29 protein-coding genes are annotated in these 25,225 nt (G+C 56.5%); 8 read left to right on the top strand and 21 right to left on the bottom strand.

Annotated elements, in window-relative coordinates:
- Positions 1 to 228: 228 nt before the first annotated feature.
- The 3 genes from ACEYDX_RS02040 to ACEYDX_RS02030 form a co-directional block, all read right to left on the bottom strand.
- Positions 229 to 852: a hypothetical protein gene (locus ACEYDX_RS02040; protein WP_373740376.1), complete on the bottom strand. Its 624-nt coding sequence runs from the start codon at positions 850 to 852 to the stop codon at positions 229 to 231.
- A gap of 363 nt (positions 853 to 1,215) precedes the next feature.
- Positions 1,216 to 3,063, bottom strand: a complete 1,848-nt coding sequence (gene dsbD / locus ACEYDX_RS02035; RefSeq protein ID WP_373740378.1) for a protein-disulfide reductase DsbD — start codon at positions 3,061 to 3,063, stop codon at positions 1,216 to 1,218.
- A 309-nt stretch (positions 3,064 to 3,372) separates the two neighbouring features.
- On the bottom strand, positions 3,373 to 3,531 hold the full coding sequence (locus ACEYDX_RS02030; RefSeq protein WP_373740375.1) for a hypothetical protein: 159 nt from the start codon (positions 3,529 to 3,531) through the stop codon (positions 3,373 to 3,375).
- 201 nt (positions 3,532 to 3,732) lie between these two features.
- On the opposite strand from ACEYDX_RS02030, the gene ACEYDX_RS02025 reads away from it, so the two are divergent.
- From ACEYDX_RS02025 to folP, 4 genes are all read left to right on the top strand, one after another.
- Positions 3,733 to 4,818, top strand: coding sequence for a metallophosphoesterase (locus ACEYDX_RS02025; protein WP_373740374.1), 1,086 nt, complete (start codon positions 3,733 to 3,735; stop codon positions 4,816 to 4,818).
- Between the two features lie 106 nt (positions 4,819 to 4,924).
- The gene (gene nadE, locus ACEYDX_RS02020) at positions 4,925 to 5,716 is read left to right on the top strand and encodes an NAD(+) synthase (RefSeq protein WP_373740373.1); all 792 of its coding nucleotides are present in this window, start codon (positions 4,925 to 4,927) and stop codon (positions 5,714 to 5,716) included.
- Positions 5,717 to 6,131: 415 nt separating this feature from the next.
- Positions 6,132 to 6,422 (top strand): RNA chaperone Hfq, encoded by a 291-nt coding sequence (hfq, locus tag ACEYDX_RS02015; RefSeq protein WP_373740372.1) that lies wholly within the window; start codon positions 6,132 to 6,134, stop codon positions 6,420 to 6,422.
- 105 nt (positions 6,423 to 6,527) lie between these two features.
- Entirely contained in the window at positions 6,528 to 7,367 is an 840-nt protein-coding gene (folP, locus tag ACEYDX_RS02010; RefSeq protein ID WP_373740371.1) for a dihydropteroate synthase, read from the top strand.
- 366 nt (positions 7,368 to 7,733) lie between these two features.
- Here folP and ACEYDX_RS02005 read toward each other — a convergent pair whose 3' ends face one another.
- The 10 genes from ACEYDX_RS02005 to ACEYDX_RS01960 form a co-directional block, all read right to left on the bottom strand.
- A complete protein-coding gene (locus ACEYDX_RS02005; protein ID WP_373740377.1) occupies positions 7,734 to 8,366 on the bottom strand; it encodes a site-2 protease family protein in 633 nt (210 codons plus the stop codon).
- A gap of 120 nt (positions 8,367 to 8,486) precedes the next feature.
- Positions 8,487 to 9,209: a lysostaphin resistance A-like protein gene (locus ACEYDX_RS02000; RefSeq protein ID WP_373740370.1), complete on the bottom strand. Its 723-nt coding sequence runs from the start codon at positions 9,207 to 9,209 to the stop codon at positions 8,487 to 8,489.
- 76 nt (positions 9,210 to 9,285) lie between these two features.
- Positions 9,286 to 9,906: an L-threonylcarbamoyladenylate synthase gene (locus tag ACEYDX_RS01995; protein WP_373740369.1), complete on the bottom strand. Its 621-nt coding sequence runs from the start codon at positions 9,904 to 9,906 to the stop codon at positions 9,286 to 9,288.
- Positions 9,907 to 10,027: 121 nt separating this feature from the next.
- On the bottom strand, positions 10,028 to 10,555 hold the full coding sequence (locus tag ACEYDX_RS01990; protein WP_373740368.1) for a superoxide dismutase family protein: 528 nt from the start codon (positions 10,553 to 10,555) through the stop codon (positions 10,028 to 10,030).
- Positions 10,556 to 10,634: 79 nt separating this feature from the next.
- Positions 10,635 to 10,838, bottom strand: a complete 204-nt coding sequence (locus ACEYDX_RS01985) for a hypothetical protein (protein WP_373740367.1) — start codon at positions 10,836 to 10,838, stop codon at positions 10,635 to 10,637.
- A 191-nt stretch (positions 10,839 to 11,029) separates the two neighbouring features.
- Positions 11,030 to 11,860: a hypothetical protein gene (locus ACEYDX_RS01980; protein ID WP_373740366.1), complete on the bottom strand. Its 831-nt coding sequence runs from the start codon at positions 11,858 to 11,860 to the stop codon at positions 11,030 to 11,032.
- Positions 11,861 to 11,928: 68 nt separating this feature from the next.
- Positions 11,929 to 12,477, bottom strand: coding sequence for a hypothetical protein (locus ACEYDX_RS01975; RefSeq protein WP_373740365.1), 549 nt, complete (start codon positions 12,475 to 12,477; stop codon positions 11,929 to 11,931).
- An 85-nt stretch (positions 12,478 to 12,562) separates the two neighbouring features.
- Positions 12,563 to 13,273 (bottom strand): hypothetical protein, encoded by a 711-nt coding sequence (locus ACEYDX_RS01970; protein ID WP_373740364.1) that lies wholly within the window; start codon positions 13,271 to 13,273, stop codon positions 12,563 to 12,565.
- Between the two features lie 109 nt (positions 13,274 to 13,382).
- Positions 13,383 to 14,705 (bottom strand): tRNA (N6-isopentenyl adenosine(37)-C2)-methylthiotransferase MiaB, encoded by a 1,323-nt coding sequence (gene miaB / locus ACEYDX_RS01965; protein WP_373740363.1) that lies wholly within the window; start codon positions 14,703 to 14,705, stop codon positions 13,383 to 13,385.
- Positions 14,706 to 14,847: 142 nt separating this feature from the next.
- Positions 14,848 to 15,237, bottom strand: a complete 390-nt coding sequence (locus ACEYDX_RS01960) for a hypothetical protein (protein ID WP_373740362.1) — start codon at positions 15,235 to 15,237, stop codon at positions 14,848 to 14,850.
- Positions 15,238 to 15,517: 280 nt separating this feature from the next.
- Between ACEYDX_RS01960 and rpiA the strand changes: the two genes are divergently transcribed.
- The 3 genes from rpiA (at position 15,518) to ACEYDX_RS01945 (ending at position 18,192) form a co-directional block, all read left to right on the top strand.
- On the top strand, positions 15,518 to 16,189 hold the full coding sequence (gene rpiA, locus ACEYDX_RS01955) for a ribose-5-phosphate isomerase RpiA (protein WP_373740361.1): 672 nt from the start codon (positions 15,518 to 15,520) through the stop codon (positions 16,187 to 16,189).
- A 579-nt stretch (positions 16,190 to 16,768) separates the two neighbouring features.
- Complete coding sequence (metZ, locus tag ACEYDX_RS01950; RefSeq protein ID WP_373740360.1) at positions 16,769 to 17,935, top strand: O-succinylhomoserine sulfhydrylase; 1,167 nt, start codon at positions 16,769 to 16,771, stop codon at positions 17,933 to 17,935.
- 59 nt (positions 17,936 to 17,994) lie between these two features.
- Positions 17,995 to 18,192, top strand: a complete 198-nt coding sequence (locus ACEYDX_RS01945) for a DUF2788 domain-containing protein (protein ID WP_373740359.1) — start codon at positions 17,995 to 17,997, stop codon at positions 18,190 to 18,192.
- A 70-nt stretch (positions 18,193 to 18,262) separates the two neighbouring features.
- Here ACEYDX_RS01945 and ACEYDX_RS01940 read toward each other — a convergent pair whose 3' ends face one another.
- From ACEYDX_RS01940 to ACEYDX_RS01905, 8 genes are all read right to left on the bottom strand, one after another.
- A complete protein-coding gene (locus tag ACEYDX_RS01940) occupies positions 18,263 to 18,886 on the bottom strand; it encodes a bifunctional 4-hydroxy-2-oxoglutarate aldolase/2-dehydro-3-deoxy-phosphogluconate aldolase (protein WP_373740358.1) in 624 nt (207 codons plus the stop codon).
- Positions 18,887 to 19,047: 161 nt separating this feature from the next.
- Positions 19,048 to 19,890 carry a 3-deoxy-8-phosphooctulonate synthase gene (gene kdsA, locus ACEYDX_RS01935; protein WP_373740357.1) on the bottom strand — a complete coding sequence of 281 codons (843 nt, stop codon included), beginning with the start codon at positions 19,888 to 19,890 and terminating at the stop codon, positions 19,048 to 19,050.
- A gap of 223 nt (positions 19,891 to 20,113) precedes the next feature.
- Complete coding sequence (gene panD, locus ACEYDX_RS01930; RefSeq protein ID WP_373740356.1) at positions 20,114 to 20,497, bottom strand: aspartate 1-decarboxylase; 384 nt, start codon at positions 20,495 to 20,497, stop codon at positions 20,114 to 20,116.
- 66 nt (positions 20,498 to 20,563) lie between these two features.
- Entirely contained in the window at positions 20,564 to 20,926 is a 363-nt protein-coding gene (gene cutA / locus ACEYDX_RS01925; protein ID WP_373740355.1) for a divalent-cation tolerance protein CutA, read from the bottom strand.
- Complete coding sequence (locus tag ACEYDX_RS01920; protein ID WP_373740354.1) at positions 20,908 to 21,489, bottom strand: hypothetical protein; 582 nt, start codon at positions 21,487 to 21,489, stop codon at positions 20,908 to 20,910. The genes cutA and ACEYDX_RS01920 overlap by 19 nt, the downstream gene beginning before the upstream one ends.
- Positions 21,490 to 21,574: 85 nt before the next feature.
- Complete coding sequence (locus ACEYDX_RS01915) at positions 21,575 to 22,246, bottom strand: HAD family hydrolase (RefSeq protein WP_373740353.1); 672 nt, start codon at positions 22,244 to 22,246, stop codon at positions 21,575 to 21,577.
- Positions 22,243 to 22,914, bottom strand: coding sequence for a DnaA regulatory inactivator Hda (gene hda / locus ACEYDX_RS01910; protein WP_373740352.1), 672 nt, complete (start codon positions 22,912 to 22,914; stop codon positions 22,243 to 22,245). The genes ACEYDX_RS01915 and hda overlap by 4 nt, the downstream gene beginning before the upstream one ends.
- A 34-nt stretch (positions 22,915 to 22,948) precedes the next feature.
- On the bottom strand, positions 22,949 to 23,149 hold the full coding sequence (locus tag ACEYDX_RS01905; protein ID WP_373740351.1) for a hypothetical protein: 201 nt from the start codon (positions 23,147 to 23,149) through the stop codon (positions 22,949 to 22,951).
- A 93-nt stretch (positions 23,150 to 23,242) separates the two neighbouring features.
- On the opposite strand from ACEYDX_RS01905, the gene ACEYDX_RS01900 reads away from it, so the two are divergent.
- Positions 23,243 to 25,156, top strand: coding sequence for an alpha-amylase family protein (locus tag ACEYDX_RS01900; protein ID WP_373740350.1), 1,914 nt, complete (start codon positions 23,243 to 23,245; stop codon positions 25,154 to 25,156).
- The last annotated feature ends 69 nt before the right edge of the window (positions 25,157 to 25,225 follow it).

The following is a 25,225-nucleotide window of genomic DNA, read 5'->3' as shown; positions in this document are numbered from 1 at the left end:
TGGAGATGGCGATGCCGAATTCTTTTGCGGCTCTACGAATCGTCCATCCTTGACGGAGTTTTTTGAGCACGAGTTGTTTGAAGTCTTGTGAATAGGCCATGGTGGAATTGTATCGAATAATATGTTTATTTGCTATACCATACACAACCAAGCACAGCGAATACCCGTCATAATACGAAAGGCCGTCTGAAAATTTCAGACGGCCTTTCGCCCTGTCGGCTTCCGACTTCACTGCCGCACTTTTTTCAGCGCTTCCGGCATATATTTGGCGTTCAGGTAAATCACAAGGCTCTTATCGGGCGTGTTGTTCACGCTGCCGATAATCAGCACATCGCCCTGCCTGAACAGCGCGGCCTGCTCCGCCTGCTTGATTTCGGCAAGGTGCTGTTCGTAAGTGATACCACTTCTGTTCAGCATACCGAATTCTTCACGGGTCATGGTATAGGCGGGATGCTTGGCGGCCAGCTCCGAGCGGGTTTGGGCAAACGGGCGGGGGCTCAGGCGCATGATTTGCTGCAATATTTTGCTGTCGCCGTCAAAAGAGAAAACCACGGTTTCCCCGTCGGCAGCCGGCAAAGCCGTATAGGTTTCCATCGGGATGCTGTGTTTGCCGATGGTAATCGTACCCTGTCCGGCCTGCAGGTCGGGCAGGATTTTACGGGCTTCGTCCAGCGTGGTTTTGCCGACTTTCACGCCCATAAAATCAGCATCGGCAGAAGCGGCAGAAGAAACGGGGCTTGCCGCAGACGTCCCTGAAGCGGCGGAAGCGGCTTTGTTTTGCGGCGTTCCCTGTCCGCAGGCCGCAAGCATGATGCTCAGGCAGAAAACGGCGGCAGTGGTTTTGATGTGCATAACGTTTTTTCCTTTCTTGATTGTCCGGCCGAAACGGTCAACGGTATTCGTCCGCCCTACTCCGCCGTTTGGATTGCGGCGGATGAACGGTGCTCCGGCCATCAACATGATTAGTCCCGACAAACGGCATAAAGTTTCAGGCCGTCTGAAAACTGTTTTTCAGACGGCCTGTTTCCGTTGTGCGGCACTGTTCGGGAATATCGGCAATCACACTCAAGCGATACATTCCGCAACCACTATTCCCCCCGACAAACAGGAATCCCTGCCCGGTCTTCCGCTACGGATTGCATCACGGTCGTTTCCCGTGTTGCTCCTCAGATTCCCTTGCGGGAAGGGGCAGCATCATTTTCCAAGCGGCTCGCCCTACGGCTTTTCATGCTGCTTATACCATTCAATGAATTTATCAGGTTTGGCAAAACCGGCCAGCACTTCGCTGCGGCTGCCGTCGGCACGCAGGATAAACAGTCCGGGCGGGCCGTAAATGCCGTATTCTTTATACAGTGCCTGATGTTCGGGCGTGTTGGCGGTTACGTCGATTTGGAACAGCCGATCCATATCGACCACCTGCTGCACGTCGGCATCGCTGAAGGTGTAGGCGGCCATTTCCTTGCAGGAGATGCACCAGTCGGCATAGAAATCCAGCAAAACGGGTTTCTGCGGATTGTCTTTCAAAGCCTGCTGCATGGCGGCTTTGAGCGCGGCAACGTCGGTAAACACATGGCCGTGGACATTCTCATGGGCAGACGGCGGCGTGAGCGTCAGGAAACGGTGCAGTGCGGTGGTTTGCTGGTTGACGCTTTGATAGCCGAACCAGACGCCGCCGACCAACAACAGGCTGCCCAACGCGGCGCACACGGCTTTCAGACGGCCTGATACGCGCGTGAGCTTGGCCAGCAGCAAGCCTGCGGGCACGACCAGCAGCAGCGTGTACAGCGCGGCCACCACGCCGTAAGGCAGGAACGGCGTAGCCAAATACACGGCCACGGCCAGCAGGATAAAGCCGAAAGCGTATTTCACGCCGTCCATCCACCCGCCCGCGCGGGGCAGGATGCGGCTGCCGAACGTGCCGATTAAAATCAGCGGCAAACCCATGCCCAAGGCCAATGCGTAAAGTGCCAAACCGCCCAACACCGCATCGCCCGTCTGCCCGATGTAGCCCAGCGCGGCCGCCAGCGGCGGCGCAATGCAGGGGCCGACAATCAGCGCGGAAAACATCCCCATCGCAAACACCGAAACGGCTTTACCGCCCGATAATTTGTTGCTCCGGTTTTGAAAATACGTCTGAAGCGAAGCGGGAAGCTGGATGTTGAACACGCCGAACATCGACAGCGCCAACAACACCATGACTGCAGACGCGGCCAACACCACCCACGGCTGTTGCAGCCACACGGTCAGCAGCGCGCCGGTCAAACCCGCCACCACACCCACCAGCGTGTAAGTGAGTGCCAAACCCTGCGTATAGGACAACGTGAGCAGGAACGCGCGTTTCTTGTCGGACGTTCCGCCGCCCACCACGATGCTCGACACAATCGGAATCAGCGGATACATGCAGGCGGTAAAGCTCAGGGCGATGCCCGCAGCGAAGAAAAACAGCAGGTTGACGTGAACCGTATCCCACGACAGTTTCAGGTTGCTGCCGTCTGAAAAAAACGCCAAAAAATTGGCGTCCGTTTTATCCTGCGACAAGCTGTTTCCGGCGGATCCGTCCGACTGAGGGCCGTCTGAAACCGCAGCCGCGGGTTTCAGGAAACGGTTTTTCCCGTCGGCCGGTTCTCCGCCCGCAGGCCGGTAAACCCCGTCGCCCTTGATGTCGAACTCCGTCGTAACCGGCGGATAGCACACGCCCACTTCCGCGCAGCCCTGATAGCTCAGAACCAGCTTGTACTGCTGCTGCGGCTTGGCATACGGCCAGTCGATTTGCGCCGAACCGTAATACACGGTCTGCCTGCCGAAAAATTCGTCTTCCTTCTCCTTGCCCTGACTGAACTTAGGCGCGGAAAGCAAACCCGCAGGCTGCGTATCGGCCATGATTTTCGACCGGTACATATAATAACCATCGGCTATTTTGAACTGCACGTTCACGCCCTTGCCGCTCACGTTTACCTGCGGCACGAAAGCCTGTTCGGGCGGCAGCAGTTTCGATGCGTCAACGGCATAAGCGTTGGCACTCAAAGCCAACAGAGCGGTAAAGAAATAAAGGATTTTTTTCATCATGTTTTTCAGACGGCCCAAGCAGCCGTTTCCTATAAGCGGTTTAGAACAACATTATATAAAGGATGGCACACTGCGGGAAAGGCGGAAGCGGCAAAGAATCCGGCAGATGCGGTTTTTGTGCCATAACTGGATATTTTCGAACCATGCCGCCGCCGGCCTGTTTTCGGTCCCGCGCATCCCATCGGAGCAACACGGCCATACCGACAGCGGATTACCGCAGCCGTTGCAACATTTTTTCCATCATCCTCCTCCTTGTTTGTCGGGAAACTGTCCATATGCCTGTTAGACGATGGACACACCGGTTTCTTACAGAAAAAATCCAATCTTGCCGATGCCGCACGAAAAACCGATGCCATCCCTATTGATGCCGTCTGAAAAGATAGGCTGTGCAGGTATTGCATTGATGGCATACAGATAAGGTAGATTTCTTCGTCTTCCGTCATGCCCGCGCAGGCGGGAATCCATAACAAACTTCCACAAACGCATGAATTAAAACGGCTTCCGAAACTTAAAACCGGATTTCCACCTGCATAGGAATGACAGTGGCCGCACCCTCGACACATCATCCATCCCCAACCTTTTCTTTTCAGACGGCCTGAACCGACACCGGTGTATGTTAAAATCCCCACCCTTTTCCACACATCACAAAAACCGTTTCAACACATCATGCGCCCCATTATCTTTACCGCCGTCCTCATCCTGATGCAGCTTTTCACTTTCGGCCTCGGCCGCTCGCTGCAATGGCTGTTCGCCCCCCTTATCGGCAAATCCGCGCGCCGCATCCTGATGATCGGCGCATTCGTCATCACCAACTGCCTGATTTTCGGGCTGCTGCTCCAACTCGGCCACGCCGTCTTCCGCTGGACGGCGGTGTGGATGGTGCTGCTGCTGTTCGTCATGTATGCGGCGTTGGCCACCTTCCTGCTCCACCTTGTCCTGCGCCGCTTCGTCCGCCCGCAGGTGCTGGCGCGCTGCCTGCGCGCATTCGCCCCGTTTTTCGTTGCCGCCCTGTTCGGCCTCGCCCTCTACAACGCCTACACCCCCACGGTGCGCTACCAAACCGTTACCATCAATAAAAAACTCGAACGCCCCGTGCGCATCGCCACCGCCAGCGACTTCCACCTCGGCATCCTGTTCGGCGCACGCCAGCTCGACAAGTTCACCGCCATCATGAACCGCGAAAAACCCGACATCATCCTGCTGCCGGGCGACATCATGGACGACAATGTCGAAGCCTACCGCGCCGAAAACATGCAGCCGCATTTCGCCAAAATCCGCGCACCGCTCGGCGTTTACGCCACGCTCGGCAACCACGACCTGTTCGGCCACCAGCGCGAAATCTACGAAGAAATCGAAAAAGCGGGCATTACCGTGCTCGCCAACCGCGCCGTCGAAACCGGCGGCATCATCGTGGCCGGACGCAACGACGACATCGACAAAAACCGCCCGTCCGCCGCCGAAATCCTGAACGGACAGGATACGTCCAAACCCGTATTCCTGCTCGACCACCGCCCCACCCAAATCGAAGAACACGCCCGCCTGCCCATCGACGTACAGGTTTCCGGCCATGTCCACAACGGCCAAATCGCCCCAGCCAACCTCATCGTCCGCACCCTCTACCGCCTGCACTACGGCCACGAAAAAATCGGCAACAGCCATTTCTTCACCAGCAGCGGCTACGGTTTCTGGGGCATCCCGCTCCGGCTCGGTTCGCAGTCGGAAGTCTGGATTATCGACGTAAAAGGCAGCTGAGCCCGTCAGGCCGTCTGAAAACCGTTTTCAGACGGCCTACGGCTTTCCATCCGCCGCCGTTTTCACGATAATGGCCGCACACCCATCCACACCTTAAGGATTCCCCATGCAAACCCCCGCAGTTGCACAACACATCACCCGCTGGCTGCACGACTACGCCGCCACCGCCCGCGCCAAAGGCTTCGTCGTCGGCGTATCCGGCGGCATCGACTCCGCCGTCGTCTCCATTCTCGCTGCACAAACCGGCCTGCCGACCCTGCTCTTGGAAATGCCCATCCGCCAAAAAGCCGACCAAACCGGCCGTGCACAGGCACACATCGGCGATTTGCAGCGCCGCTTCCCCAACGCAAACGGAATGCGCGTGGACTTAACCCCTGCCTTCGACAGCTTCGCCGCAACGGTGGAGGTGGACGAAACCGAATTCCCCGCCAAACAGCTCGCGCTGGCCAACGCCCGCTCCCGCCTGCGGATGACCACACTCTACTACTACGGCCAAATCAACGGCCTGCTCGTTACCGGCACAGGCAACAAAATCGAAGACTTCGGCGTCGGCTTTTTCACCAAATACGGCGACGGCGGCGTGGACATCAGCCCGATTGCCGATTTGACGAAAACACAGGTCTATGAATTGGCAAAAGAATTAAACGTTATCGAAGCCATTCAGACGGCCGTCCCCACCGACGGCCTGTGGGACACCGAACGCACCGACGAAGAACAGATGGGCGCAAGCTATCCCGAACTCGAATGGGCGATGGACGTATACGGCAAACAGCAACCCGAAGATTTCAGCGGCCGCCAACGCGAAGTGCTGGAAATCTACACCCGCCTGCACCAAGCCATGCAGCACAAAATCAACCCGATTCCAGTGTGCAAAATCCCCGAAGCACTGTTCCGCTAAACCAAAGGCCGTCTGAAAAGCAACTTTCAGACGGCCTTATCTAACCTTTTGTTTAGCAAACAACCTTTTTGTTTACTTTTGTAAAACCCGAATCTCCCGCTTGCACACCGTTTCAAACCCTTTCGGGATACCCTTTACGGGCAAATACAGACCAAACAAAAAAATCGTTTTATTTTCATAAGATTAAAAACAAAACAACCATCCGTCTTTTTATTCTTCCGTTTATTTCAGCAGAAAAAACCGCCGATTCGCGGTTTTTTACCCACAAAACATAATCCGTTTCCTAAAAAGTTTGCAAAGGTGTTGGAAAAAAAAAGCATACGGAACTACAATCCAATTCCAACTTTGCCGTGTCGTTTCCGCTTCACCGGCTTTTCAAAACCAATAAATACATCATAAAAACGGAGTAATAAATATGACAGCCAAAGGACAAATGCTACAAGATCCTTTCCTGAACGCCCTTCGCAAAGAGCATGTGCCTGTTTCGATTTACTTGGTCAACGGTATCAAACTGCAAGGCCAGGTGGAATCATTTGACCAATATGTCGTACTGCTGCGCAACACCTCAGTTACCCAAATGGTTTACAAACACGCCATTTCCACCATCGTTCCCGCCCGCGCCGTGAGCCTGCAACACGAACGCCAGCAAGCCGCCGCACCTGCGCCGGTTCAGGTGGAAACCCAAGCCGCCGCCGCAGCCGAATAAGCCCTTTGCTTTGAGATACCTTGCCAACCGTATTGGCAGGGTATTTTTTATGTCGGGCCGTCTGAAAAACACGGCTTCGCTCCACCCTCACCAAGGATTTCCGCCATGCCCTTCTGGCAGACCACCCGCTTCGCCATCGATCTCTCCGCCCCGAAAATCATGGGCATCGTCAATCTCACGCCCGATTCGTTTTCAGACGGCAATACTTATTCCCAAACCGTCGCAGCCGCGCTCAAACACGCCGAAACGCTGGTGGAACAAGGTGCCGACATTCTCGACCTCGGCGGCGAATCCACCCGGCCGGGTGCGGATTTCGTGCCGCCCGAAGCGGAATGGGCGCGGCTTGCCCCCGTGTTGGCCGAAGTCAAAACGTGGCATATTCCCGTCAGCATCGACACACGGCGCACCGCAGTCATGCAGCGTGCGCTCGACAGCGGCGGCGCAGACATCATCAACGATGTTTCCGCCCTGAGCGACGCGGGAGCCGTCGAACTGCTGGCACAGCAAGACAGCACGGGCATCTGCCTGATGCACATGCAGGGTCTGCCCGAAAACATGCAAAACAACCCGCAATATCAGGATGTTGTCGGCGAAGTGGCCCGCTATCTCAACCTTCGCGCCACCGAATGCACGGCCGCAGGCATCGCTGCCGAACGCATCACGCTCGACCCCGGTTTCGGCTTCGGCAAAACCCTTGCCCACAACACCGCGCTGATGCGCCGTCTGCCCGAACTCGCCGCCCAAACCGGCCTGCCGCTCCTAATCGGCGTTTCCCGCAAACGCATGATCGGCGAGCTGACCGGAGAAACCGATGCCGCACGCCGCGTTCACGGCAGCGTTGCCGCCGCACTGGCCGCCGCAGCCCGCGGTGCGCACATCATCCGCGTCCACGATGTCAAAGCCACGTCAGACGCGCTGAAAGTGTGGGCGGCATTGGGCGTTTGAACGGCCGATGTGAAACGGCTACGGCGGTGTATGGATTCCCGCCTGCGCGGGAATAACGAAAGTAAGCATCGGCTGAACACTCAAACACAGCCTGAGAAATAAACGTTCACAGTAATGCAGAAACTTCTTCTGCCATCATTCCCGCTTAGGTGGAAATCCGAAGAAACCCCAGAAATCTTTTTTCTTCAACAGCTTACAGAAAGCAAAACGGATTTCCGCCTGTGCGGAGATAACGGCGGATTCCGCCAATGTCTGCCTGCCCTCGAAATCCGGCGGATATGTTGTTCCCCCCCGCCGTGCCGCCTGCAAAACAATCAAGGCCGTCTGAAACGCTTTTCAGACGGCCTTGACTTCATCCGTTGCACCCTACATAAACATCCGCGCAAACGCGGTGGCCACACCGGATATGACCGCGACAACCGGCTGCATGACGATGCCGAGCACGCCCGTTGCCAGCAGGATGACGATCACCCACATTCCGTAAGGTTCGATTTTTTGAAACTGCTGCGACATTCGCGCCGGCAGGAACGTATCGACGAAACGTCCGCCGTCGAGCGGCAGGATGGGAATCATGTTCAGCGCGAAAAACACCGCGTTGATGAGAATCCCGTATTCCGACATTTTCGTCATCGGATATTGGAAATCCGCGGGCAGATACACCGCCACCACCATCATCAGCCCCCAGCCGAACGCCATCGCCAGATTCGACAGCGGCCCCGCGATGGATACGGTGCGCATGCCCAGCCTCACGTTGCGCATATTGCGCGACACCACCGGCACAGGCTTCGCCCAGCCGAACGCAAACCCCACCGTTAAGAACATCAGCAGCGGCACCACAACCGTCCCGATTAAATCGATGTGCGCAAACGGATTGAGCGTGAGCCTGCCGAGCTGTTCGGCGGTTTTGTCGCCCCAATACCGCGCCGCATAACCGTGCGCCGCTTCGTGCACGGTTATCGCCATCAGCACGGGAATCACGGCGAGTATGAGCACTTCCATATTGAAATTCTGCAAAGTGGTTTCCTTTTTTCAAGCGGCCGTCTGAAAACGGTTTTTCAGACGGCCCGGATAACTGCGGATATTTTAAAACAGATTCGCAACCGCCAAGGCGCTTTTTTTTCAGACGGCCTGAATCTGCATATAAATCATGGACAAGCCCAAGATATTGTTGAGCATATGCACGGCCACGGGATAGCGTATGTCGCGCGTTTTCAGATACACCGCGCCCAACGCCAGCCCCATCAGCGCATACATCCCTGCCCACTCGTCGATTTCGGGCAGATGCGGCAGCGCAAACAGAAGCGAAGACAACAGCAATGCCGCCGCCTGCTGCCACCGCTTGCCGAGTCTGCCGAACAGGTTGAACACCAAGCCCCTGAACAGCAGCTCTTCCGCCACCGGGGCAAACACCGCCACATACAGGATGCCGAGTATCGGGTGCAGCATTTTGACCAGCTCAATCACGATTTTCTGGTTCGGCGGCGCACCGATGTCGATGCCCGCCCACAGGAACAGCTTTTGGTACAGCACCGGCAAACATGCCATCGCAACTGCCGCCGCTGCGGAAAAACCGATTTTCCCCGCCTGCCAAAACGGTTCCCGCCGTGCAAACAGGCCGTCTGAAGACAGGGTTTTCCGGTAGCTGAAATACAGCGCGGCAAACGTGGCCGACATCATCACCGAAAATACCGCTACTGCCAACAGCAAAACCGTCCATTCCGGACTGTTGCCGAAAGATGCCACCATCCCGAGCACAATCGACGTTGCAACATACAGCAGTACGCACACCGCACACGCCGCAACCCAATATCCGATACCCGCCCGTTTCGTTTCAATCGCCATTTATTCTTTCCCGTGATTTTCAGACGGCCTGAAAATCAAACCGTTATCCGCGTCATCGGTACGCCGTCCGAACACTTCACAGCCCGAACAGCGACACATCGCCCTTGCCTTCGCGAATCAGTTCCGTACCGTCGGTCATGTCGATGACCGTGGTCGGTTCCGTTCCGCACCATCCGCCGTCGATTACCAAATCCACCGCGTGTTCCAAACGGTCGCGGATTTCGTAGGGGTCGGTCAGCGGTTCGGCATCTTCGGGCAGCATCAGCGTGCAGCTCAGCAGCGGCTCGCCCAATTCGGCCAGCAGCGCGAGCGCGGTTTTATTGTCGGGAACGCGCAGGCCGATGGTTTTGCGTTTCGGGTGCAGCGTGCGGTTGGGCACTTCTTTGGTCGCTTCCAAAATAAAGGTGTAGCTGCCGGGCGTGGCCGCTTTGAGCTGGCGGAACCGGCTGTTGTCCACTTTGGCGTATGTGCCCAACTCGCTCAAATCGGCGCACATCAGCGTCAGATGGTGTTTCAGGTCGATGCCGCGGATTTGCAGGATGCGCTCCATCGCGGATTTGTCGCCCAAACGGCAGCCGAGCGCGTAGCAGGAATCGGTGGGATAAACGACCACACCGCCGTTTCTGACGATTTCGGCGGCCTGCTTGACCAGCCGCTCCTGCGGGTTGTCGGGATGGATGGCGAAAAATTGTGCCATAACGTCTCCTTCGGTAGGGATGGTTTGATGTCGGCGCGTATTGTAAGACTTATGGACGGGAAACACAAAAAGGCCGTCTGAAAAAGGTTTCAGACGGCCTTATATCTTTAAAAACAGCCTGTTATTTCGGAATCACGCCGCAGGCCATGCGTCCGCCGCCACCGCCGAGCGTTGCGGGATGGTCGCTGTAATTATCGCCGCCTGCATGAATCATCAGCGAACGGCCTTTCAGGGATGCGATTTTCTTGATGCGCGGCGCAACCACGGGCTGAACATTGCCTTTGGCATCCACCGCCAGCGCGGGCAAATCGCCCAAATGGCCGCCGTCATCCCACGGGCCTTTGTGCGCACCGGTTTTCTTCGGATCCCAATGGCCGCCGGCCGCCAGACCCGCGGTCATTTTGCCGTCTTTTTCCTTCGCTTCGCAGCTCGGGTTTTCATGAACGTGGAAACCGTACACCCCGACCGCCAAGCCTTGCAGCTTGGGCGTAAACACCGCACCGTAGCGGCTTTGGCTGATGCGGATTTCGCCGATGGGCCGGTTGCCCTTGGCAACGTCGAGCTTCATCACGGGCACGACGATTTCCGCAGGCGCGGCATAGGCTTGGAAGGCAGCGGTGCACAACAGTGCGGCAAGCAGTTTTTTCATCTCTTTTTCCTTTTTCGGTTCGGAAGTTTATCGGATAGAACCACAGCTCTAACAGAACAGAGTGGAAGTTAACCTGTTTTCAGACGGCCTGCAAGGCGGATACGGTAAAGGCCGTCTGAAATGCCTTTTCAGACGGCCTTTCGCCGCATGATGCCGCTTTTTCCTGTTCGCGCCGACACAGCTCCTGCACGGTTTTTGCCTCTTTGCCGTTGCCGTAAAGCTTGCGCGGATTACCGCACATCCGGCAGGAACAGGGCTTGGGTACGGCAACGTGCCGCCCCAAAGGTTGGGCGCAACCGTTGCTGACGATACGGTTGCGGCGGCGGTGGTTTTTCAGACGGCCTTCATCCTAGGAAACTTTTTGATTCATACACTTGCGGATATCAACCGTGGATTCCCGCCTGCACGGGCATGACGGCGGCGGCGGCAGCACATTCAACACTGCCGTTTGCCTCAGGCCGTCTGAAAACCGTTTTATTCCGAATTGCCCAACGGATAATCCTTCGGCGCAACATAACGGCTTTTCGCGCTGTCGTAGCCGATGAGATATTTGCGGCCGCGGTAGCGTTTCTTGCCTTGCGAACCGCTCAACGCCGCTTCCACCACATACACGTCGGCAGCGGAAACCCGGTCGCGGCGGAATGTCAGTTTGGCGGACAGGTCGGTCAAGCTGCCTAAACAGTTGCGCTTGTCCTGCCCTGTGCGGTCGCTGCAATCGCCGTAGTAGCCCGCATTGTTCAAGCCCGTCCGAATCAAGCCGTCCACCACGCGGTTGCGGTTGTCGGTAAACAGATATGCCCACGCGGTGCTGTGTTCGCCCTGCGCCGTGTATCCGGTTTCGGCGGTGTAGCCCCAGTTCTGTCTGCCCGTCTGCACGAATGTCCATGCTTCCGGCTCGGGCGTTTCGCCCCACGCGCCGATTTCCTGTTTGCCGCTCATCGCGATTTTCCAGCTGCCGCCTTGTTTTTCCATGACAAACAGCTCGGCCAGACCCGTTGCAGCATGGGCGTCGTTTTTCTGCTTCTGTTCGGTGTCGTACATAAAACCGGTGTAGAGCACATAGCTGACCGTTTTGCCGTTGCGCTTGACCGTGTTGGCGGCGGCGGGTTTCATACAGTAAACGTTCGTCGTGCCGAGCCACTGGCTGCCTTTCGGCGGCGCAGCCAATTGGCAGCCTTGCGACGGCAGCGGACGGCCGTAATAGCCGTCAATCGCGGCACGCACGGCGGCATCTCCGGCAGACGGCGCGGCCTGTGCAACGGCCACGGCGAATACAAACGGCAGAATGGTTAAGCATGGTTTCATGATGTTCCTGTTGCGGTGTGTTGAAGAACAGAACCTGGGATTGCGGCACAGGCCGTCTGAAAATGGTTTTATTGCGGGTTGGCTGACTTTTTCTTCTTCGGCTCTGTATAGCCGTTTTGTTCCAGCAGTTGCCGTATCGTGCCTTTTTCCCAGCCCATACCTTGTTCCTGCCGTCTCATAAATTCGCCGCCGCCACCGGTTGACAAGCTTTCAAAATAATCCGTCATCCCGCAACCGCCGTCGGTACGGCCGACAATGTCAGCCACTTTGAAGGCATGGAGATCGTACATCCCCACCTGCGATACGGGTTTGACAGACGGATAACCTTCCAACTGCACAAAAAACGTGGCGCGTCCGGCTGCACTAGGCGGCGAACTGCCCAACATCCGCCGCAGCTTTTTTTCCGTTGCCGCATCATCAAACACCAACGGCTTGCGGTATTCTTCTTTATCGCAAGCCTGCAACAGCAAATAGCCCTGCGGTGCCTGCCAAAGCGTACCCGTTTCCCTGTAAGGCTCCGGTTTAAACGCCATCTTTTGATAGGGATTATCCGCTGCGGCGGCCAGCGATGCTGCAAACAGCGCGGCGGCACACCATAAAGGTTTTCTGTCTTTCATATCGGTTTCCTGATTTTTTAAAACAAACAGGCCGTCTGAAAATCTGTTGCGGGAATTTTCAGGCTGCTTTGTCTCTTGATTGGCATTACGGACGGTATTTGCGGCGGCGTTCCATTTCGGCCCAGTCCTGCTGCGTGAGTTTTTCAAACTGCGCTTCGGTCAGGCAACGGTTGCGTGTGCGCCATTTTCCGCTGGAGAGCATGGCTTTTTCTTCCACTTTGATGCCGTTGTTTTTGTTGCAGCCGTAGTAGGTGTCGGTGCGTTGGTAAACCTGTTGCAGGCCTTTGCCCGGGACAACACGGTAGTGTTCGGTGTAATGGATGGCCGCGCCTGATTTACCGCCGACAATCAGCAGTTTGCGTTTGTGGTCGGTTTCCGGCGTACCCATATAGTTGTGGGTCAACGCACTCAATTCATCGCTTTTAACCAATCTGCCGCCGGCGGTTTGGACGTAAATATCGCTGGTTATCGCACCGTAAGGCCCTTCCTTGCCGACGGGTACGGAGATGTCTTGCTTGCCGTCGAAGTTGAAATCATCCACGGTAACCGGATTTTCAAGCAATGCCGCGCCTCGGGCTTTGGGTGCGTCAAATTCATAAAAATCGGCAGGCAGCGCGTAAGTACGGCCGTTGATTTTGAGCTTCACGCGGCCTTCGCCCGAGCATTTTCCTTCGGCACATCCGGCAACTTCGATGCTGCCCGTCCAGCCTTTGGGCAGATTGGTCATCGGAAAAGTTTCCGCTTGGGCGGCAAACGCCGTTGCCGCCAGCAATGCTGAAAATATGGTTTGCTTCATTCTAATAATCCGTTAATTTACAGTCAGTTAAAGATTGAAAGCCAAGTAGCGGAAACTGATTGGCTGCATAAAGGCCGTCTGAAAATTTTTCAGACGGCCTGTTGTTACGTTAAACCAACTCCCCGCGCAGGCTGAAGGTAAACGCTTCGGTGATTTCCAGCTCGACCATTTGGTTAATCAAATCGGGCGTGCCGTAGAAATTCACCACACGGTTGTTGGCGGTGCGGGCTTGGAGCTGGTCGGGGTCTTTTTTGGAGATGCCTTCCACTAGACAACGCTGCACCGTGCCGAGCATGGTTTGGTTGATGCGGGCGGTTTCGGCTTCGATGACTTCGTTCAGGGCTTCCAAGCGGCGCACTTTTTCTTCGTGCGGCGTGTCGTCGGGCAAGTTGGCCGCAGGCGTACCGGGACGCGGGCTGTAAATGAACACAAAGCTCAGGTCGAAGGCGATGTCTTTCACCAGTTTCAGGGTTTGCTCAAATTCGCGTTCGGTTTCCCCGGGAAAGCCGACGATGAAGTCGCTGCTCAAACACAAATCGGGGCGGATGGCGCGCAGTTTGCGGATGATGGATTTGTATTCCAACGCGGTGTAGCCGCGTTTCATCGCGCTCAACACGCGGTCGGAGCCGCTCTGTATCGGCAGGTGCAGGTGCGAAACGAGTTTGGGCAGGTCGCGGTAGCACTCGATAATCGCGTCGCTAAATTCGCGCGGGTGGCTGGTGGTGAAGCGCATACGCTCGATGCCGGGGATTTCGTGCACGATGCGCAACAGCGTGGCGAAGTCGCAGATTTCGCCGTCGTCCATCGCGCCGCGGTAGGCGTTCACATTTTGACCCAACAGATTGATTTCTTTGACACCCTGCTGCGCCAAGCCTGCGATTTCGGTGAGCACATCGTTCAGCGGACGCGAAAACTCTTCGCCGCGCGTGTAGGGCACCACGCAGAACGAGCAGTATTTGGAACAGCCTTCCATGATGGAAACGAACGCGCTGCCACCCTCCACGCGGGCGGGCGGCAGGTGGTCGAATTTTTCGATTTCGGGAAAGGAAATATCGACTTGCGAATGACCGGTGGTTTCTTTATCGACAATCATCTGCGGCAGGCGATGCAGCGTTTGCGGGCCGAATACCACGTCCACATAAGGCGCGCGTTTGATGATGGCTTCGCCTTCCTGCGAGGCCACGCAGCCGGCCACGCCGATGATCAAATCAGGATTTTTTTCTTTGAGCGGGCGCACGCGGCCGAGGTCGGAAAACACTTTTTCCTGCGCTTTTTCGCGCACGGAGCAGGTGTTGAACAGGATAATATCGGCTTGTTCGGCTTCGGAAACCTGCTCGATGCCGCCGTGCTGTTCGGCCAAAACGGAGAGCATTTTGTCGCTGTCGTATTCGTTCATCTGGCAGCCGAAGGTGCGGATAAAGACTTTTTTCATGGTGGTGGTTCTTTCTCAGGTTGCCCGTAATTGCGGGGCTGATTTGGGTTGGGAAATGTTTCAGACGGCCCAAACAATCAGGCCGTCTGAAAATGCGCGGCGGGGTTGGCCCGCCGTGGGTTTAACGTATGGAACGCCGGCGTTACTGCGCGGTTTGGCGTTCCACGTCGCGCTTTTTGAACGCTTCGGTTTCCGCTTGGTTCAAAATCCAGATTTCGCGGATGTTGCCGCCCGCATCACGTTTCACGGCAACAGGTTTGCCCGCCTGCGCAGGCAGTTTGCCGATCACGATGTAACGGTCGTTTTCATCTTTAATCCGCACTTGGCGCGACACGGTGAATTTGGCGGCATTGCCGTCGAGCCAGCCCAAAGTGAGCACTTTCAGCCACGAGAAACCGCCGTTGCCCAACGTTACCTGAGGCAGCTGCACTTTTTGCAGCAACGCCACGTCCATGTCTTTCGGCAGCGTGCGTTCGGCGGCGGCCGCGGGCAGCGCGGCGGCCAAAATCAGCAGGGCAAGCATTTTTCGCATTTCGTTTTCCTTTATGTGTTCCGGTTGTTCGTATTATCGCGTCCGCAGGATGCGGGACGGCCGCAATTATAACACGCCTTCCCTTCCGGCTGCCTGCTGCGTGGCGGTTTGCAGGGGTACGGACATCGGATATGCGACACAAGGCCGTCTGAAATCTTTTTTCAGACGGCCTGACAACGCATCCGCCGAACCGCGCTTTCAGACGGCCTGCTGACGACCATACCGAAAAATGCTAGTATGCAAACCGTTCCAACCCGTTCACACAGACAAAGGAAAAATAATGGCAACACAAGACGAACTCAAACGCGCAGCCGCCGAAAAGGCGGTGGAATTCGTGCCCGAAAACGAATACATCGGCATCGGCACAGGCTCTACCGTCAACTTTTTCATCGAAGCACTCGGCAAAAGCGGCAAAGCAATCAAAGGGGCGGTTTCCACGTCCAAAGAAACTTCTGCTCTGCTGGCGCAATACGGCATTCCCGAAGTTGCGTTGGGCGACGTTGCCCATCTGGCGGTTTATGTGGACGGTGCAGACGAAGTGAACCATATGCTGCAAATGATCAAGGGCGGCGGCGGCGCGCTGCTGAACGAGAAAATCGTGGCGGCGGTGGCCGAAAAATTCATCTGCATTGCCGACGAGAGCAAATATGTATCACGGTTGGGCAAATTCCCGCTGCCAGTGGAAGTGATTCCGCACGCGCGTTCGGCGGTGTCGCGCAAACTGCTGGCCTTGGGCGGAGAACCCGAGCTGCGCGTCGGCTTTACCACGTTCAACGGCCATCTGATTGTGGACGTGCACGGCATCAACATCGACCGCCCCGTTACGCTCGAAGACGAAATCAACAAAATTCCGGGCGTGGTGGACAACGGCATCTTCGGCCACAATGCGGCGCACCTGTTGGTGTTGGGTACGCAGAACGGCGTGAAAGTATTGCAGCCCGGGCAGGAATAAGCCCGCCGGTTAAAAAAGGTTTTCAGGCCGTCTGAAAACCTTTTTTGCCGTATAGAACTTCTCTTCAGACGGCCGTCCTGCCTCCCCTGTTTATCCGCTACAGTCAGCCGCTCCAAGCGGCGTAACCGCACACACATCTTTTCAGACGGCCTGTTATGCTTAAGGCCGTCTGAAGTCCTGTTTTTCCGTGCATGCAAACTCATCCCCCCGCCGTCGTACACGCCGCAATGCGGCGTTATCCGTATCCGGATCGGCATTTTCCTGAACAAATACGGTTTTTCCGTTTTCAGACGGCCTGTCCCCGCCCTTGAAACCCCAATCAAAAAAGCGCAAAATGTTAACAATTTAATTTGTCTGTGTTTGGATATTGTGTTGATTGGCAACCGGCAAGACCGTTTTCTCCAAACTTCCGCCATTCCCGCGCAGGCGGGAATCCATGCTCAAAATCCGGTATCTTTTGTCAAACAAGCACTTGCGAATACCAAAGCCGGATTTCCGCCTGCGCGGGCATGACAAAAAACCCAAGTATCGACACAATCTCCACACACTACCTGCAATTTTTACGGCAAGGGCAACCACATGAGCAAACCGCTACACCCCGAAACGCTGGCCATCCGCGGCGGCAAAACGCAGACCGAGTATCTCGAACACAATCAGGCACTGTTTCTGACCAGCAGTTTCATGTGCCGCGACGCGGCGCACGGTGCGGCGCTGTTTGCCAAAGAAGTGCCGGGCTACACCTACACGCGCACGGCCAACCCGACCATCACCGCTTTCGAGCAGCGCGTGGCCGCACTCGAAGGCGCGCAGGCCGCCGCTGCGCTGGCCACGGGCATGGCTGCGATTCAGGCCGCGTTTTTCACGTTTCTGAAAACGGGCGACCATGTCGTCGCCAGCCGCAGCCTGTTCGGAACCACCGCCGGATTCATCAACAACATCGTGTCGAAATTCGGCATCGAAATCACGTTCGTGCCGCAAACCGACTTGGCCGCATGGCGCGGTGCCGTCAAAGCGAACACCAAAATGCTGTTTCTCGAAACCCCGTCCAACCCGCTCAACGAAGTGGCCGACTTACAGGCATTGGCCGGTTTGGCCCACTCCGCCGGCGCGCTGTTGGTGGTGGACAACAGCTTTATGTCGCCCGCAGGCCAACAGCCGATTGCACTCGGCGCGGATTTATCGGTGCAGTCGGCCACCAAAGCCATCGACGGCCACGGCCGCGTACACGGCGGCGTGGTGTCGGGCAGAGCGGATTTGGTCAAGGAAATCGCGCTTTACGCCAATTCCTGCGGACTGGCCTTGTCGCCGTTTAACGCATGGGTGCTGCTCAGCGGCATCGAAACGCTGTCGCTGCGCATGGAAAAACAGGGCGCAAACGCACGAAAAATCGCCGAATGGCTGCGCAAACAGCCGCAGGTGCAGGCCGTTTACTATTCCGGTTTCGCCGACCATCCGCAGGCAGAACTCGCGGCAAAACAGCAGGTATCGGGCGGCATCGTGGTGGCGTTTGAAGTGGCCGGCAAAGATGCCGCATGGAAAGTCATCGACAGCGTGCAACTGTTTTCACGCACGGCCAATCTCGGCGATGTGCGCTCCACCATTACCCATCCGTGGACAACCACCCACGGCCGCATGCCGCCCGAAGACAAATCGGCCGCCGGCATCAAAGACGGCCTGATCCGTCTTTCCGTCGGTTTGGAACATCCCGACGATTTGATTGACGATTTGGCCCAAGCGCTGGCCTGAACGTTTTCAGACGGCCCCTACGCACAGGCCGTCTGAAACCCGCATCAAAAGGAAAAAACATGAGCGAAGCAGAATTCTCCGACTGGGCGATGAAAATCGGCCTCGGCGGACTGGTAATTTTTTTGGGCTTTATCGTCTGGAATTTGGGCAAAGAATCCAAAGCAGGCAAATTCGGGATGTTCATCCTGTTTTTCGTACTCGGATTCGGCGTCTTCGGATTTTTGTTTAAGAACGTGCTGATTGAGTTTTTAAAATAAAGCCGGCAGCAAAAGGCCGTCTGAAAATGTTTTCAGACGGCCTTTTCATGACTGCGGATGCCGGAAGCAATCAGCCTTTCAATGCAGATGCTTCTTTAGCCAAGCGGGTGATGGTGTCCCAATCGCGGTTTTTAACGGCTTCTTTGGGCGTAAGCCACGAACCGCCTACGCACAATACATTGGGCAGTTTCAGGTATTCGGGCGCGGTGGACAGGCTGATGCCGCCGGTCGGACAGAACCTTACCTGCGGGAACGGGCCGTAAAGGGCTTTGAGCATTTCGCGGCCGCCGACGACTTCGGCGGGGAACAGTTTCAAAGTATCGATGCCGTGTTCAAGCGCAAGCATCAGTTCGCCCGGAGTCGCGATGCCCGGAATGACGGAAATGCTGCTTTTTTCGGCGGCTTTGGCGAAATTGATGTTGAAGCCCGGGCTGATGGCGAACACCGCGCCCGCGTCTTCCACCGCCTTGAGCTGGTCGCCGTTGGCCACCGTGCCTGCGCCGACGATGGCATTGGGTACTTCTTTTTTAATCAGCTCGATGGCTTTCAGTCCGTGCTCGGTACGCAACGTGATTTCAAGCGTGGGAATACCGCCCTCCACCAGCGCGTGTGCCAAATCGACGGCGGTGCTGATGTTGTCGATTGCCATAACGGGAACCACCGCACCGGCGGAAAGAATATCTCGTGCGTTCATGTTTACAGCCTATTCAGAAAGGTTTTAACGTTTAGTAATTTTACTACAAAAGCGGACGGCCGTTGTTTAATTTACGTCAAACAACCGTTTTTCATTCCGCCAAACGGCAAAAGGCCGTCTGAAAACCCTGTTTCAGACGGCCTTTTGCCGTTTTATACCAATCAGTCGATTTCCAATACGGGCAGCGATTTAACTGCTTCATCCACCGCTTTCACGCGAATCAGGAAATCTTCCAGTTTGGCCAGCGGCAGCGCGCTGGGGCCGTCGCATTTGGCTTGGTCGGGGTTTTCGTGCGACTCGAGAAACAGGCCGGCCAAGCGGGTTGCCATGCCTGCCAGCGCCAAATCGACCACTTGGCTGCGCCGTCCGCCCGACGCGGCCGCGCCCGCTTCGCGCTGTTGCAGAGAGTGGGTAACGTCGAAAATCACGGGTAGGTTGCCGCAGGTTTTCTTCATCACGCCGAAACCGAGCATGTCGACCACCAGGTTGTCGTAGCCGAACTGGGCGCCGCGTTCGCACAAAATCACTTGGCTGTTGCCCGCTTCGGCGAATTTTTCGACGATGTTTTTCATCTGCAGCGGGCTGAGAAACTGCGGTTTTTTCACGTTGATGACGTTGCCCGTTTTCGCCATCGCCGCCACCAGGTCGGTTTGGCGGGCGAGGAAAGCGGGGAGCTGGATAACGTCGCATACTTCGGCGACGGGCGCGCATTGGTAGGGTTCGTGCACGTCGGTAATCACGGGCACGCCGAATTCTTTTTTGACGGCGGCGAAGATTTTCAGCCCTTCGTCCAAGCCCACGCCGCGGAACGAATGAATGGAAGAGCGGTTGGCCTTGTCGAACGAAGCCTTGAACACATAGGGAATGCCGAGTTTCTGCGTAACGGCCACATAGCGTTCGCAGGCTTTCAGCGTGGAATCAAGGTCTTCCAGCACGTTGATGCCGCCGAACAGGGTAAACGGCAGTTCGTTGCCGACGGTGATGTTTTGGATTTGGATGTTCATGATGGCTCTCGCTTTGCAGGGTAAGGCCGTCTGAAAAGCGTTTCAGACGGCCTTAGGGAGTGTAGTCGGAAAGCTTGCGAAGCGGTTTTTTGAGGGAAAATCCGCAGACGCAAGGCAAAAAGCGCAGCAAGATTGGACATCTTGCGAGCATTTTTAACGCCGCAGATGCGGATTTTAACCAAAAATACCGCCGCAACGCTTTCCGACTACACTCCCTAAGGGTTTATAAAACGGTATGCGGCGGCTCGTAGCGGATGACGTCGCGGATTTTGTTGTGTTCGTCCACCAGCACCACTTTCGGTTCGTGCGCGGCGATTTCGGGTTCGGACAGCATCACATACGACATGATGATCACGATGTCGCCTTTCTGCACCAGCCGCGCGGCCGCCCCGTTCAGACACACCACGCCGCTGCCGCGCTCGCCCGCGATGGTGTAGGTTTCGAAGCGTTCGCCGTTGTTGTTGTTGACGACGGCGACTTTTTCGTTGACGCAGATGCCTGCCGCATCGAGCAGGTCTTGATCGACGGTGATGCTGCCGACGTAGTTCAAATCGGCTTCGGTAACGGCGGCGCGGTGGATTTTGCCGCCGAGTAGGGTTCGGAACATGGTTTTCTCGAAGTGTGTAAAACGGGGCGTATTGTACACCGTTTGCGGTGGATTTTTCAGACGGCCTCAGCCGCCCTGCCCCGATGCGTTCCGCAGCCATGCCAGATACGGCTTGAAACCGCGCGATACGGTTACCATCAGAATCTGCGGGCAATCGTAGCTGTGGTGCTGCCGTATCAGCTTTTCGATTTTGCCGTAGCGGTTGCGGGTGGTTTTTATGGTGATGCGGATTTCGCTGTCGGTTCGGATTTCGCCGTCCCACACATACTGGCTGCGGATTTCGTCGTACTGCACGCAGGCGGCGAGCTGTTCCGACAGCAGCAGGCCGCCGATTTTTTCGGCTTCGGCACGGTCGGGCGCGGTGGTGGTGATGATAACGGGTTTGGATGAGGGCATTTTCAGACGGCCTTTCATAAGTAATAGCGGCAACCGATGGCTTCCCGATGATGTTTTTTCAGCCCTTCTAACGGCCAAAAACCGTAAGTCGAAACAGTTTCCGTGGTTTTTGCCATGTCTTCGGGGTCGGGGATTTTATGGCTGACCTCTTTGCTCATACCGTATTTTTTTCCTGCCAATATACGCTCTTCCGGTAAAAGTTTACCCGTCATAGCTAAAGCGGACTGCTTGTCGGCCTCTTTCAAAAATGCCTTGAGTTGCGGATGTCTATCCATATCGGCAACCAGATAAATCCCGCCGCCGTTGTTTTTAACGGCCAAGTTTCGAGAGCGGACATCCATACCGTTGACGGTTTTCAACGTCATCACATAGGGCAGGCGGTATTGGCTGTAAAATGGGTTTATAGGCGCAATCTGGCGAATGCCCGACTGTTTCAGTGTCTGCTTGTCCTGCAACTCTGCAATCAGCACGGATGTCTGCATCGGTGGTGTTTTGCATTCCAGGGCGTGTTGGATGTCTTGGCGGGCAATCGGTTCGGCTTGGGCGGCAGATGCGGCAACAGCGGTCAGGAACAGCAGGGGCAATTTGGTTTTCATCTAATTTTCTTCATGACGGAAAATAACGGCGGAAAGCGGTTTTCAGACGGCCTATATGCTGATTAAGGCCGTCTGAAAAACGTTTTTACGGTTTGAAGTTTAACACCGGCCAGCCTTTTTCTGCGGCTTCGGCGGCCAGTTCGGCATCGGGGTTGACGGCGACGGGATCGGATACGGCGCGCAGCAGCGGCAGGTCGTTTTTGGAGTCGCTGTAAAAATAGACTTTGCCGTAGCTTTCCAATGTTTCACCGCGTTCGGCAAGCCATTGGTTCAGGCGGGTGATTTTGCCTTCTTTCAGGCTGGGGATGCCGGTGTAGTTGCCGGTGTAGCGGCCGTCGGCGCCGGTTTCGACTTGGGTGCCGATGATGTTGGTGATGCCGAACAGGCGGCAGATGGGAGTGATGATGAATTCGTTGGTGGATGAAATCACCAAGAGTTCGTCGCCTGCGTTGCGGTGGCTGTCGACCAGCATACGCTGCATGGGGGTGATGTAGGGCTCGATGAATTCGGCGGTGAATTCGCGGTGCATGGCGGCGAGTTCGTCTTTGCTGAAACGGGCGAGCGGGGCAAGGCTGAATTTGAGGAATGCGTCGATGTTCAGACGGCCTGCGCAGTAGTCGGCATAAAATGCGTCGCTTTTGGCTCGGGTTTCGGCTTCGTCGACTATGCCTTTCTTTATCAGGTATTCGGGCCATGAGTGGTCGGAATCGGCGTTAATCAGGGTGTTGTCGAGGTCGAAGATGGCAAGGTTTTTCATTCGGTTTCCTGTTTTAAGGTTTCGCGGACGAGCGGGAGTGTGATGCGGCGGCCGGTGGCAACGGCCTGCCGTTCGAGCGCGTCGAACAGTTTCATCAGGCTGCCGATGTCGCGGCGGCTGTGTTTCAAGAGGTAGTCGAAAATTTCGGGGGACACGGCAAGCTGGCGGGCGGCGGCGGTTTCGGCAAGGGCGGCGGCTTTTTCTTCGTCGGTAAGCGGTTTGGCTTCGTAAACGAGGCAGTAGCCCAGCCGTGTGCGCAGGTCTTCGCGGATGGCGAGCTGCTGGGGGGGATGTTCGGATGCGAGCAGCAGCAGGCCGCGGCCGCTGTTGCGGAATCGGTTGAACACGGCAAACAGCAGGGCCTGCTCTTCGCCGTTGAGCCGTTCGACTTGGTCGACGGCGAGATAGGCGGTGTCGAAGGCGGCTTCGGTTAACGGGTCTTGTCCGGCGCGGACGTAGGCGGCGGTTGCGCCTGCGGCGGTGGCCTGCGCCGCCCATGCCTGCAACAGGTGGCTTTTGCCTGCGCCTTCCGCGCCCCAAACGTACACGAACTGGCCATGCGCGGCCTGGTTCTGCAAAACGTAAACCAGCTCGGCATTGGCCGTGCCTAAGAATTTGTCGAAACCCGGATAACTGCGGGTGTCGAAGTCGAAAAGGAGTTGGTTCACGGGGATTCGGGGACGGGTTGGGAACGGGATTATTTTACGTTGAAACGGCGGGGGGCGCAGCGGTTTTGTTTTCAGACGGCCTGATGCTGCCGGTGCGCCGCTTTTGACCGCTGTCAAACAAATCCGTTTTTGCCGGTATGCTTTTTCCGCACACTTGCGCGCCGTTTCCGCCCAGATGGGCGCAGTTGGGGGCAAAGGCCGTCCGAACGCCTGTTTCTGCGGATTCGGCCCGCATGAAACCGTGCTTGTATCCGCCGGCCTTACTGTGCTAATTTACTGGTGCTTTTACTTCAAATCACCCCAACAAATCCCCGAACCGGAGAACACCATGCTGACCCAAGCCCAGCAAATCGATTTAACGCTTTACAACGTCCAAAACCAAATTCTTGCCGGCTACACCCCCGTCAAACGCGAAACGGTGGAGAAGTCGCGCGACTGGAAAAAGTTTACCGAACGGCTGCACGCCCATTTCCCCAAACTGATGTGGGAGCTGAACAATGTGTACGGCACCAACGAAGCCGTTCTGCCGATGGTGCAGCAGCTCATGCAGATGGCCTGGGAGAGTTACTCTTCGCGCAGCGCGGCGCTGAAAAAAACCGATGCCGCGCGCGAAGCCGAACCCGATTGGATGCTGTCGAACAAAATGGTCGGCGGCGTGTGTTATGTGGATTTGTTTGCAGGCGACCTGCGCGGCATCATCGACCAGATTCCCTATTTCAAAGAACTCGGCCTGACCTACCTGCACCTGATGCCGCTGTTCAAATGTCCCGAAGGCAACAGCGACGGCGGCTACGCCGTGAGCAGCTACCGCGAAGTCATGCCGCACCTGGGCAGCATTGACGACCTGCGCGACGTGATTGCCGAACTGCACAAAGCGGGCATTGCCGCCGTGGTCGATTTTATTTTCAACCACACGTCCAACGAACACGAATGGGCGCAGAAATGCGTGGCGGGCGACCCGATGTTCGACAATTTCTACTACATCTTCCCCGACCGCTGGATGCCCGACCAATACGACCGCACCCTGCGCGAAATCTTCCCCGACCAGCATCCGGGCGGTTTCTCGCAACTGCCCGACGGCCGCTGGATATGGACAACGTTCAACTCCTTCCAATGGGATTTGAATTACAGCAACCCGTGGGTATTCCGCGCCATGGCGGGCGAAATGATGTTTATCGCCAACCTCGGCGTAGACGTCCTGCGCATGGACGCCGTCGCCTTTATCTGGAAACAGATGGGCACGAGCTGCGAAAACCTGCCGCAGGCGCACGCGCTCATCCGCGCCTTCAACGCCGTGATGCGCATCGCCGCGCCTGCCGTATTCTTCAAATCCGAAGCGATTGTCCACCCCGATTTCGTCGTACAGTACATCGCCCAAAACGAATGCCAGCTTTCCTACAACCCGCTTCAGATGGCCTTGTTGTGGAACACGCTCGCCACCCGCGAAACCAACCTGCTGCAACAGGCGCTCACCTTCCGCCACAACCTGCCCGAACACACCGCATGGGTCAACTACGTCCGCTGCCACGACGACATCGGCTGGACGTTTGCCGACGAAGACTCCGCCTATTTCGGCATCCACGGCTTCAACCACCGGCAGTTCCTCAACCGTTTTTATGTCAACCGCTTCGAAGGCAGCTTCGCGCGCGGCGTACCGTTCCAGGATAACCCCGCCACAGGCGACTGCCGCATCAGCGGCACCTGCGCCTCGCTGACCGGCTTGGAACAGGGCGACCCCTATGCCGTCGCCCGCATTCTGCTGCTGCACAGCATCATCCTGAGTACGGGCGGCCTGCCGCTGATCTACCTCGGCGACGAAGTCGGCATGCTCAACGACATGAGCTATCTGAACGACCCCGACAAAAAAGACGACAGCCGCTGGGCGCACCGTCCCGCCCGCGACGAATCGCTCTACGCCCAACGCAGCAACCCCGACACCAGCGCCGGACAAATCTACCAAGGCCTGCGCCGCATGATCGAAGTCCGCCAAAACACCGACGCGCTCGGCGGCGGCGGCCTGACCATCTTCGACGCACGCAACCCGCACGTCTTGGGCTACATCCGCAACAACGCCCTGCTCGCCCTGGCCAACTTCACCGAGTCCGAGCAGACCGTTTCCGCCGTAACCCTGTCGGCCATGCCCGCCCAAGCCCGCGACCTGATAAGCGGAGCAACCATCGCGCTCGACACAGATTTGGTCTTGCAGCCCTATCAGGTGCTGTGGCTGGACATTGCCGCGTAAGGCCGTCTGAAAACGACGTTTCAACTGCCGTTTCCGTCATTCCCGTGCAGACGGGAATCCGGCTTTAAG

The organism is Neisseria sp. (genome assembly GCF_041804105.1).
Taxonomy (GTDB): domain Bacteria; phylum Pseudomonadota; class Gammaproteobacteria; order Burkholderiales; family Neisseriaceae; genus Neisseria.
This window is presented reverse-complemented; position numbering and strand designations above follow the sequence as displayed.

Bases quoted from the DNA above. Each gene is read 5' to 3' on its own strand.
- ACEYDX_RS02040 (WP_373740376.1), bottom strand. From the start codon at position 852: ATGCACATCAAAACCACTGCCGCCGTTTTCTGCCTGAGCATCATGCTT.
- dsbD (WP_373740378.1), bottom strand. From the start codon at position 3,063: ATGAAAAAAATCCTTTATTTCTTTACCGCTCTGTTGGCTTTGAGTGCC.
- ACEYDX_RS02030 (WP_373740375.1), bottom strand. From the start codon at position 3,531: ATGGATTCCCGCCTGCGCGGGCATGACGGAAGACGAAGAAATCTACCT.
- ACEYDX_RS02025 (WP_373740374.1), top strand. From the start codon at position 3,733: ATGCGCCCCATTATCTTTACCGCCGTCCTCATCCTGATGCAGCTTTTC.
- nadE (WP_373740373.1), top strand. From the start codon at position 4,925: ATGCAAACCCCCGCAGTTGCACAACACATCACCCGCTGGCTGCACGAC.
- hfq (WP_373740372.1), top strand. From the start codon at position 6,132: ATGACAGCCAAAGGACAAATGCTACAAGATCCTTTCCTGAACGCCCTT.
- folP (WP_373740371.1), top strand. From the start codon at position 6,528: ATGCCCTTCTGGCAGACCACCCGCTTCGCCATCGATCTCTCCGCCCCG.
- ACEYDX_RS02005 (WP_373740377.1), bottom strand. From the start codon at position 8,366: ATGGAAGTGCTCATACTCGCCGTGATTCCCGTGCTGATGGCGATAACC.
- ACEYDX_RS02000 (WP_373740370.1), bottom strand. From the start codon at position 9,209: ATGGCGATTGAAACGAAACGGGCGGGTATCGGATATTGGGTTGCGGCG.
- ACEYDX_RS01995 (WP_373740369.1), bottom strand. From the start codon at position 9,906: ATGGCACAATTTTTCGCCATCCATCCCGACAACCCGCAGGAGCGGCTG.
- ACEYDX_RS01990 (WP_373740368.1), bottom strand. From the start codon at position 10,555: ATGAAAAAACTGCTTGCCGCACTGTTGTGCACCGCTGCCTTCCAAGCC.
- ACEYDX_RS01980 (WP_373740366.1), bottom strand. From the start codon at position 11,860: ATGAAACCATGCTTAACCATTCTGCCGTTTGTATTCGCCGTGGCCGTT.
- ACEYDX_RS01975 (WP_373740365.1), bottom strand. From the start codon at position 12,477: ATGAAAGACAGAAAACCTTTATGGTGTGCCGCCGCGCTGTTTGCAGCA.
- ACEYDX_RS01970 (WP_373740364.1), bottom strand. From the start codon at position 13,273: ATGAAGCAAACCATATTTTCAGCATTGCTGGCGGCAACGGCGTTTGCC.
- miaB (WP_373740363.1), bottom strand. From the start codon at position 14,705: ATGAAAAAAGTCTTTATCCGCACCTTCGGCTGCCAGATGAACGAATAC.
- ACEYDX_RS01960 (WP_373740362.1), bottom strand. From the start codon at position 15,237: ATGCGAAAAATGCTTGCCCTGCTGATTTTGGCCGCCGCGCTGCCCGCG.
- rpiA (WP_373740361.1), top strand. From the start codon at position 15,518: ATGGCAACACAAGACGAACTCAAACGCGCAGCCGCCGAAAAGGCGGTG.
- metZ (WP_373740360.1), top strand. From the start codon at position 16,769: ATGAGCAAACCGCTACACCCCGAAACGCTGGCCATCCGCGGCGGCAAA.
- ACEYDX_RS01945 (WP_373740359.1), top strand. From the start codon at position 17,995: ATGAGCGAAGCAGAATTCTCCGACTGGGCGATGAAAATCGGCCTCGGC.
- ACEYDX_RS01940 (WP_373740358.1), bottom strand. From the start codon at position 18,886: ATGAACGCACGAGATATTCTTTCCGCCGGTGCGGTGGTTCCCGTTATG.
- kdsA (WP_373740357.1), bottom strand. From the start codon at position 19,890: ATGAACATCCAAATCCAAAACATCACCGTCGGCAACGAACTGCCGTTT.
- panD (WP_373740356.1), bottom strand. From the start codon at position 20,497: ATGTTCCGAACCCTACTCGGCGGCAAAATCCACCGCGCCGCCGTTACC.
- ACEYDX_RS01920 (WP_373740354.1), bottom strand. From the start codon at position 21,489: ATGAAAACCAAATTGCCCCTGCTGTTCCTGACCGCTGTTGCCGCATCT.
- ACEYDX_RS01915 (WP_373740353.1), bottom strand. From the start codon at position 22,246: ATGAAAAACCTTGCCATCTTCGACCTCGACAACACCCTGATTAACGCC.
- ACEYDX_RS01905 (WP_373740351.1), bottom strand. From the start codon at position 23,149: ATGCGGGCCGAATCCGCAGAAACAGGCGTTCGGACGGCCTTTGCCCCC.
- ACEYDX_RS01900 (WP_373740350.1), top strand. From the start codon at position 23,243: ATGCTGACCCAAGCCCAGCAAATCGATTTAACGCTTTACAACGTCCAA.